Source organism: Bradyrhizobium uaiense (assembly GCF_010811875.1).
Taxonomy (GTDB): domain Bacteria; phylum Pseudomonadota; class Alphaproteobacteria; order Rhizobiales; family Xanthobacteraceae; genus Bradyrhizobium; species Bradyrhizobium uaiense.
Genome location: NZ_VKHP01000114.1, coordinates 20,560 through 28,042, shown reverse-complemented (window position 1 = coordinate 28,042; position 7,483 = coordinate 20,560). Strand labels below are relative to the sequence as shown.

The 7,483-nt window shown below is 65.9% G+C and carries 7 protein-coding genes; 4 read left to right on the top strand and 3 right to left on the bottom strand.

Annotated features, from left to right (window positions below):
* The 4 genes from FNJ47_RS25070 to coaA all read left to right on the top strand — a co-directional run.
* Window positions 1-386, top strand: a 386-nt coding sequence (locus tag FNJ47_RS25070; protein WP_236000089.1) for a HisA/HisF-related TIM barrel protein, incomplete at its 5' end; no start/stop codon positions are given.
* A gap of 71 nt (window positions 387-457) precedes the next feature.
* Window positions 458-1,234, top strand: coding sequence for an imidazole glycerol phosphate synthase subunit HisF (gene hisF, locus FNJ47_RS25065; RefSeq protein ID WP_038382736.1), 777 nt, complete (start codon window positions 458-460; stop codon window positions 1,232-1,234).
* A gap of 109 nt (window positions 1,235-1,343) precedes the next feature.
* Window positions 1,344-1,667 carry a phosphoribosyl-ATP diphosphatase gene (locus tag FNJ47_RS25060; RefSeq protein ID WP_092081190.1) on the top strand — a complete coding sequence of 108 codons (324 nt, stop codon included), beginning with the start codon at window positions 1,344-1,346 and terminating at the stop codon, window positions 1,665-1,667.
* A gap of 16 nt (window positions 1,668-1,683) precedes the next feature.
* A complete protein-coding gene (coaA, locus tag FNJ47_RS25055) occupies window positions 1,684-2,640 on the top strand; it encodes a type I pantothenate kinase (RefSeq protein WP_163157931.1) in 957 nt (318 codons plus the stop codon).
* 189 nt (window positions 2,641-2,829) lie between these two features.
* On the opposite strand, the gene FNJ47_RS25050 is transcribed toward coaA, so the two are convergent.
* From FNJ47_RS25050 to FNJ47_RS25040, 3 genes are all read right to left on the bottom strand, one after another.
* Window positions 2,830-5,097 (bottom strand): PAS domain-containing hybrid sensor histidine kinase/response regulator, encoded by a 2,268-nt coding sequence (locus tag FNJ47_RS25050; protein ID WP_163157929.1) that lies wholly within the window; start codon window positions 5,095-5,097, stop codon window positions 2,830-2,832.
* Between the two features lie 103 nt (window positions 5,098-5,200).
* Window positions 5,201-5,719: a hypothetical protein gene (locus tag FNJ47_RS25045; RefSeq protein WP_163157927.1), complete on the bottom strand. Its 519-nt coding sequence runs from the start codon at window positions 5,717-5,719 to the stop codon at window positions 5,201-5,203.
* Between the two features lie 172 nt (window positions 5,720-5,891).
* On the bottom strand, window positions 5,892-7,430 hold the full coding sequence (locus FNJ47_RS25040; RefSeq protein WP_163157925.1) for a YifB family Mg chelatase-like AAA ATPase: 1,539 nt from the start codon (window positions 7,428-7,430) through the stop codon (window positions 5,892-5,894).
* Window positions 7,431-7,483 lie beyond the last annotated feature (53 nt).

Sequence of the window (7,483 nt, the reverse complement as noted above, 5' to 3'; positions counted from 1 at the left end):
GCGCGGCGAAGCAATTCCCCGGCCGTGTGGCCGTCGGCCTCGATGCACGCGACGGCAAGGTCGCGGTCGAGGGCTGGGCCGAGACCTCGCATGTGACCGCGCTCGAGATCGCTGAGCGATTCGAGGATGCCGGCGTCGCCGCGATCATCTTCACCGATATTGCGCGCGACGGCCTGCTGAAGGGCCTCAACCTCGATGCGACCATCGCGCTCGCCGACCGGATCTCGATTCCGGTGATCGCCTCCGGCGGCTTTGCCTCGATCGACGACGTCAAGGCGCTTCTTGAGCCTCGTGCCAAAAAACTCGCCGGCGCGATCGTCGGCCGCGCGCTCTATGACGGACGGCTCGATCCGGCCGCGGCGCTCAAGCTGATCCGCAGCGCGTAGCTTATGTTTGACGCGTTTTCTTCACGCGAACCGGGGTCCACTTCGCTGGAAAACGCTATCGGGAGAGACACATGTTCAAGGTTCGCGTGATCCCCTGTCTCGACGTCAAGGACGGGCGCGTGGTCAAGGGCGTCAACTTCGTCGATCTGCGCGACGCCGGCGACCCGGTCGAGGCCGCGATCGCCTATGACGCCGCCGGCGCCGACGAGCTCACCTTCCTCGACATCACCGCCACCCATGAAAACCGCGGCATCATGCTGGACGTGGTGCGGCGGACGGCCGAAGCCTGCTTCATGCCGCTGACTGTGGGCGGCGGCGTCCGCACCGTCGACGACATCAAGACCCTGCTGCGCTCCGGCGCCGACAAGGTCTCGATCAATTCGGCGGCGGTCAGCCGGCGCGAATTCGTCAAGGAAGCGGCCGAGAAGTACGGCGAGCAATGCATCGTGGTCGCGATCGACGCCAAGCGGGTGAAGCGCGCCGGCGGCTCGGACCGCTGGGAGATCTTCACCCATGGTGGGCGTAATGCCACCGGGATCGATGCCATCGAATATGCCCAGGAGGTCGTCTCGCTCGGCGCCGGCGAAATCCTGCTGACCTCGATGGACCGCGACGGCACCAGGCAGGGATTCGACCTGCCGCTGACCCGCGCGATCGCAGACAGTGTCCCCGTACCGGTCATCGCGTCGGGTGGCGTCGGCAATCTCGACCATCTGGTCGACGGTGTCCGCGAGGGTCACGCCACCGGCGTGCTGGCCGCGTCGATCTTCCACTTCGGGGAATTTACGATCCGCCAGGCCAAGGATCACATGGTGCGCGCCGGCCTGCCGATGCGGCTCGATCCGTAGCGCGTGGTTCGGAAACACAGTGATCCGGGACTCCTTGTCACAAAAATGCTAAGTCCCAATTTAGGGATGGCACCCTGGCGGTGCCGGTGCGCATGCTTGAGTTGAGTTGATGTCGCGTTTCACGGTCCACGATTTGGCCGCCACCATCGACGCCCGCGCTGCATCGGGTGGCGAGGCGTCCTATACCCGCAAGCTGCTCGACAAGGGCGCCGAGCACTGTGCGAAGAAATTGGGCGAGGAAGCGGTCGAGACCGTGATCGCCGCAGTCGAGAACGACCGCGATCATCTCATCGCGGAAAGTGCCGATCTCGTGTTTCACCTGCTGGTTCTGTTGAAATCACGCGGCGTGAAACTGGAGGACGTCGAGGCCGCGTTGGAGAAGCGCACGTCGATGTCGGGACTGGAAGAGAAGGCGTCGCGCAAGCGCGACTGATCACGGGGAGGGCCTCATGGACATCCGGGCACCAGATCAGCAGTACAACCCCTACCGCACCTTCACGCGTCAGCAATGGTCGCATCTGCGCGACGATACGCCGATGACGCTGGAGCCGGGCGAGTTCGACCGCCTGCGTTCGATGCACGATCGTCTCGATTTGCAGGAGGTCGAGGACATCTACCTGCCGCTGTCGCGGCTGCTCTCGACCTATGTCGATGCCACCCAGCGGCTGTATTATTCGCAGCGCCAGTTCCTCAACATCCGCGACCGCAAGATGCCCTATATCGTCGGCGTCGCCGGATCGGTTGCAGTCGGCAAGTCGACCACGGCCCGCGTGTTGCAGGCGCTCTTGGCGCGCTGGTCGCCGCGGCCGAAGGTCGATTTGATCACGACCGACGGTTTCCTGTTTCCCAATGCCGTGCTCGAGCGGCAGGGCATCATGCAGAAGAAGGGCTTTCCCGAAAGCTACGACCTGCCGACGCTGCTGTCGTTCCTCAGCGACATCAAGGCGGGACGGCGTCGCGTGCGCGCGCCGGTCTATTCGCATCTGACCTATGACATCGTGCCGAACAAATGGGTCGAGATCGACCAGCCCGACATCCTGATCGTCGAGGGCGTCAACGTGTTGCAGACCGGGCGGCTGCCGCGCGACGGCAAGGCGGTGCCGTTCGTATCCGACTTCTTCGACTTCTCGGTCTATATCGACGCCGACGAGTCCGCGCTGCGGCAGTGGTATATCAAGCGCTTCCTGGCGCTGCGCGACACCGCGTTCACCGATCCCAGATCCTACTTCCACCGTTACGCGCCGCTGTCGGACGAGGAAGCAACCGCGACTGCGATCGCGATCTGGGAGCGCACCAACCTCGCCAATCTCGAGGACAACATCCTGCCGACCCGCCCCCGCGCGACGCTGATCCTGAAGAAGGGCGCCGATCACGTGGTGCAGACGGTCGCGCTGCGCCGGCTGTAGTTATTGTTCGAACAAGCCGGCCAAATCACAGCTGTCGTCCCCGCGAACGCGGGGACCCATAACCACAAGCATCTGTAATTTGCAGGCTTGTGGCCGCAGCGGGTCGCAACACAAAATGCGGTTGTTACGGGTCTCTGCTCCCATGCGCAATTGCGCACCAGGCAGGGACGCCGCTGAGTTTGTCGCAACCTACGCCGCGATATGCCGCGCGGCCGCCAGGCCCGCGAGCGCTTCTTCCAGCTTCTCGCGGTCGAGCGGCTTGATCAGAAAGCCGTCCATGCCGGCTTCGAAGCAGGCATAGCGGTCCTCCACCAGCGTGTTGGCGGTCAGTGCCAGGATCGGCGTCCTGCGGATGGACTGGCCGGCCTCGTGGCTGCGGATCTGCTTGGTGGTCTCGATGCCGTTGAGGCGCGGCATCTGGATATCCATCAGCACGATATCGTAGGGCGTGCCGGCTGACCTCGCCGAGAGCCAGGATTCCATGGCCTGCTCGCCATTGGTTGTGATGACCACGTTGTGGCCGAGCCGGGTGAGCAGCGAGCGCATCAAGAGCGCGTTGATCTCATTGTCTTCGGCGACCAGGATCGAGAGCGCCTTGTCCGGCGGCGTGGATGCCGGCGCAGTCGGCGCGGACTCGGCTGCCGCCTCGATCGCAAGGCTTTGATCTCCGATCAGGCTCGGTGCGGCGATTTCGGGGGACGTGGTCAGGCGTGCGGCGAGCGACGACGCGCGCAATGGCTTGACCAGATATCCGGTGAACATCGCTGTTTCCGCGGCCGAAAGATCCTGCCGCGTCGCCGGCGTGAACATCCCGATGCGATGGGTCGCATGGATGCGTGCGGCGCCGGCAAACGCTTCTATCGCCGGCGTGCCGAGCATGTGGTCGATCAGCACCGCGTGCCAGCTCCGCTCCGGCAGCAGCGCCTCGGCGACATTGGCATCCGACACGATGCAGGTCTGCGCGCCCCAGCGCTGCAACCGCCGCGAGATCAGTGAGACCTCGATGCTCTGCGGCGCAACCAGCATGATCGACTGGCCGGCGAGGTCGGGCGCGGCGAAGCTGTTGGCCTCGCCGGTGTCGGCGGCGGCCAGCGGGATCGACACTTCAAAGGTCGAGCCCGCGCCCGGCGTGCTCGCGAGCGTGATGCGGCCGCCCATGCGCCTGACGATACGGTCGCTGATCGAAAGCCCGAGGCCGGTGCCGCCATAACTGTGCGCGATGCGATCGTCGGCCTGCTCGAACTCCCGGAAGATGCGCTGCTGCGCTTCGGGAGCAATGCCGATGCCGGTGTCGCGAACCAGGAAGCTGATCTCGTTCGGCCAGATGCCGGGCTCGACGATCAGCGCCACACCGCCGGTCGCGGTGAACTTGATGGCATTGCCGGCGAGATTGAGCAGCACCTGACGCAGCCGCGCAGCGTCGCCGGTCACCTGCATCGGTAACCGCTCGTCGACATAGGCGGCGATCTCGATGCCTTTGGTCTGCGCGCGCGGCGCCAGCAGCTCGGTGATGTCCTCGATCAGACCGGACAGCGCAAAGGCGCGGTGCTCGAGATCGATCTTGCCGGCTTCGATCTTGGAATAGTCGAGCAGCTCCTCGATCAGCGCGAGCAGCGCGTCGCCGGACGTCTTGACCGCCTTGACATAGGTCATCTGCTCCGGCGTCAGCTGCGTGTCCATCAGCAGTCCGCTCATGCCGATGATGCCGTTCAGCGGCGTGCGGATCTCGTGACTCGCCATCGCAAGGAAGCGGGATTTGGCGCGGTTGGCGGCATCGGCCTGATCGCGCGCGTCGGCCAGCGCCCGCTCGCTCTCGGTGCGGTCGGTGACGTCGCGGCCGACACTCTGCATCTCCGCCGGCGCGCCGGCATCGTTGCGCACCAGACCTTCGCGCCAGGCGATCCAGCGCGGCCCGAGCGGTCCCTCGATCTTCTGGTCGTAGACCCGGGTGCCGCTGGATTCGAGCGCGGTGTCACCCTGCTCGAGCACCTTGAGCGTGGCGGTGCTGCCGATCAATTCGCTGCGGGAGGTCTGCGCCAGCTCGCAATAGGCGTCGTTGGCGTAGGTGATGAGGCCATCGAGGTCGCGCAGCACGATCAGATCGTCCTGCGCCTCGAACAGGGTGGAGGCGCGCTGTTCGGCTTCCTGCAGTTCCCAGTTGCGGTCGGCCATCGCCTCGTTGTGCATGGCGATGGTGCGCAGCCTTCTGCGCATCAGCCGCAGGCGGATGCCGAGCGTCACGATCCAGAGGCAGGCGAGCGCGAACAGGAAGCTGACCCCGATCGCGAATGCATTGGGATCGTAGCCGCTGTGCTCCGAGAGCGCGCCCGAAATGAAACCGAAGGCGCCGCCGAACGCGACGGAAAAGATCGTGAAGGAGCGGACGATCGTCGCGACCCAGGAATGGCGCCGCAGGAAGCGGCGAAAGCGTAACTTGATCCGGAAGAAACGCCCCATCAATGGTGGCCCTGAAATAGCTTGATCCGGCAATGAAGATGCGTCGGCTACCTTGCAAAGTGCTTGAACTTGATGGCCGTTTCGCGCCGCCCTCAGAACAGGGTTAGCGGAGGGTTAACTCCGCCATGATCCGGTTGGGGAAGCGCGCGTGAGGCTCGTGCGACGCCGCTTCGAGGCGGCGATGTTCGCCGCGGGCGCTGACGATCAGGGCCGCGGCATCGCGCACTGAGAACGTCTTCGACTGCACATAGACGCGGTAATCGAACGGACCGTCGTGCGAAAGATAGATGATGGGGTCGGTTGCAGTCGGATTGCTGGAAATCGCGATCAGCTGCGGTACCGCATTGCTCTCGCACGCCCCGGCTTCCGCATCGTCGACGTCGTCGATCACGGTGAAGTCGGCAGCGTCGGCGCTGTCGGCAATCCGGACCCGGACGGTCGCAAGGCTGGGGTCGTCGGTGAAGCTGACGTGAAGCTGCGCCAGCCAGGGGACCGATGCGATCTGCATCGTGGCCGCGCCGACCTCGATGCAGGGCCGGGGACCCGGCAGGATTTCCGCGCGGGCAAATACCGCGGCCACGGCAAGCGGGACCACCGAGGCCAGAATCTTCATACGCAACATGACACAACTCGCTCGACCCAAGCTTGCCGCAGATCGCGGTGCTTATGGTTTGCGGAGCGTAAACGAGAGTGGTTACCGTCGCGTTGACGCAGCGGGCATCGGGCACCAAACGGGAGCGCCTTGGTTCTGGCGCGTCGTCTTCACCGGACCCGCTTCACCGGAAACGCTCGGCTCAGGCCGCGCGGCGCAGATCGTCGGCCAATGCACGATAGGACAGCGCCTCGGCGAGGTGCAGCCGGCCGATCGTATCAGTGCCGTCGAGATCGGCGAGCGTGCGCGCCACGCGCAACACGCGGTGATAGCCGCGCGCCGTAAGGTGCATGGTGTCGGCGGCTTCGCGGAGCAGCTTCTGCCCATGCGCGTCCGGCTGTGCGATGGTTTCGAGCAGCGCGCTCGGCGCTTCCGCGTTGGTGCGCACATGCGGCATGCCGGCGGCCGCATAGCGCGCAAGCTGGATGTCGCGCGCGGCCGCGACGCGTTTGGCGACCTCGGCCGATCCCTCCGCCGGCGGCGGCAGGATCAGATCCGCCGCGGTCACGGCGGGCACCTCGATCCTGAGATCGATGCGATCCATCAGCGGACCGGAGATCCGCATCTGATAGTCGGCGGTGCAGCGGTCGAGGCGGCCGCGCTTGCAGGAATAGCCGGGCTCATAGGCATGGCCGCAGCGGCACGGGTTCATCGCCGCGACCAGCATGAAGCGCGCCGGATAGGTGACGCGATGGTTGGCCCGGCTCACCGAGACCTCGCCGTTCTCCAGCGGCTGGCGCAGCGAATCCAGCACGCGCGGATCGAACTCCGGCAATTCGTCGAGGAACAGCACGCCCTGATGCGCAAGCGAGATCTCGCCGGGCTTGGCGCGCATGCCGCCGCCGGTCAGTGCGGCCATGCTGGCGGAATGATGCGGGCTGCGGAACGGGCGCCGCGCGGTCAGCGCGCCGTCCCGGATCTCGCCGGCGACGGAAGCGATCATCGAGACTTCGAGCAATTCGGACGGCGACAGCGGCGGCAGGATCGAGGGCAGCCGCGCCGCCAGCATCGATTTGCCGGCGCCGGGCGAGCCCATCATGAGCAGATGATGTCCGCCGGCGGCCGCGATCTCGAGCGCGCGTTTTGCGCTTTCCTGGCCCTTGATGTCGCGGAGGTCGAGCAGCGTCTCCTCGCGCTCATGCACCTTCGGCTGCGGCCGCGACAGCACCTGCGTGCCCTTGAAGTGATTGGCGATCTGGATCAGCGAGTGAGCGGCGATGATCTGGATGTCCGGGCTCGCCCAGGCGGCTTCCGAGCCGCAGGCGGCTGGACAGATCAATCCCTCGTCGCGCGAATTGGCGCCGATCGCAGCCGGCAGCACGCCCGCAACGGCTGCGATCGAGCCGTCGAGCCCGAGTTCGCCCAGCACGGTGAAGCCGCTGAGCGCATCCGGCGGGATCGCTCCAATCGCGGCCATCAGGCCGAGCGCGATCGGCAGGTCGTAATGGCTGCCCTCCTTGGGCAGGTCGGCCGGGGCGAGGTTGACGGTGATGCGGCGGGCGGGAAGCGCGAGACCGGAGGCGATCAGCGCCGAGCGCACCCGCTCGCGCGCCTCCGACACCGCCTTGTCCGGCAGGCCGACGATCGCAAACGCCGGCAATCCGGGTGCGACCTGCACCTGCACGTCGACTGCACGGGCCTCGATCCCCTCGAATGCGACGGTGGAAACGCGCTGGACCATGCTGCCCCTATCTTCTGCCACCCAAGGTAGCGGAGCGGGCCGCCCAGCGCAAG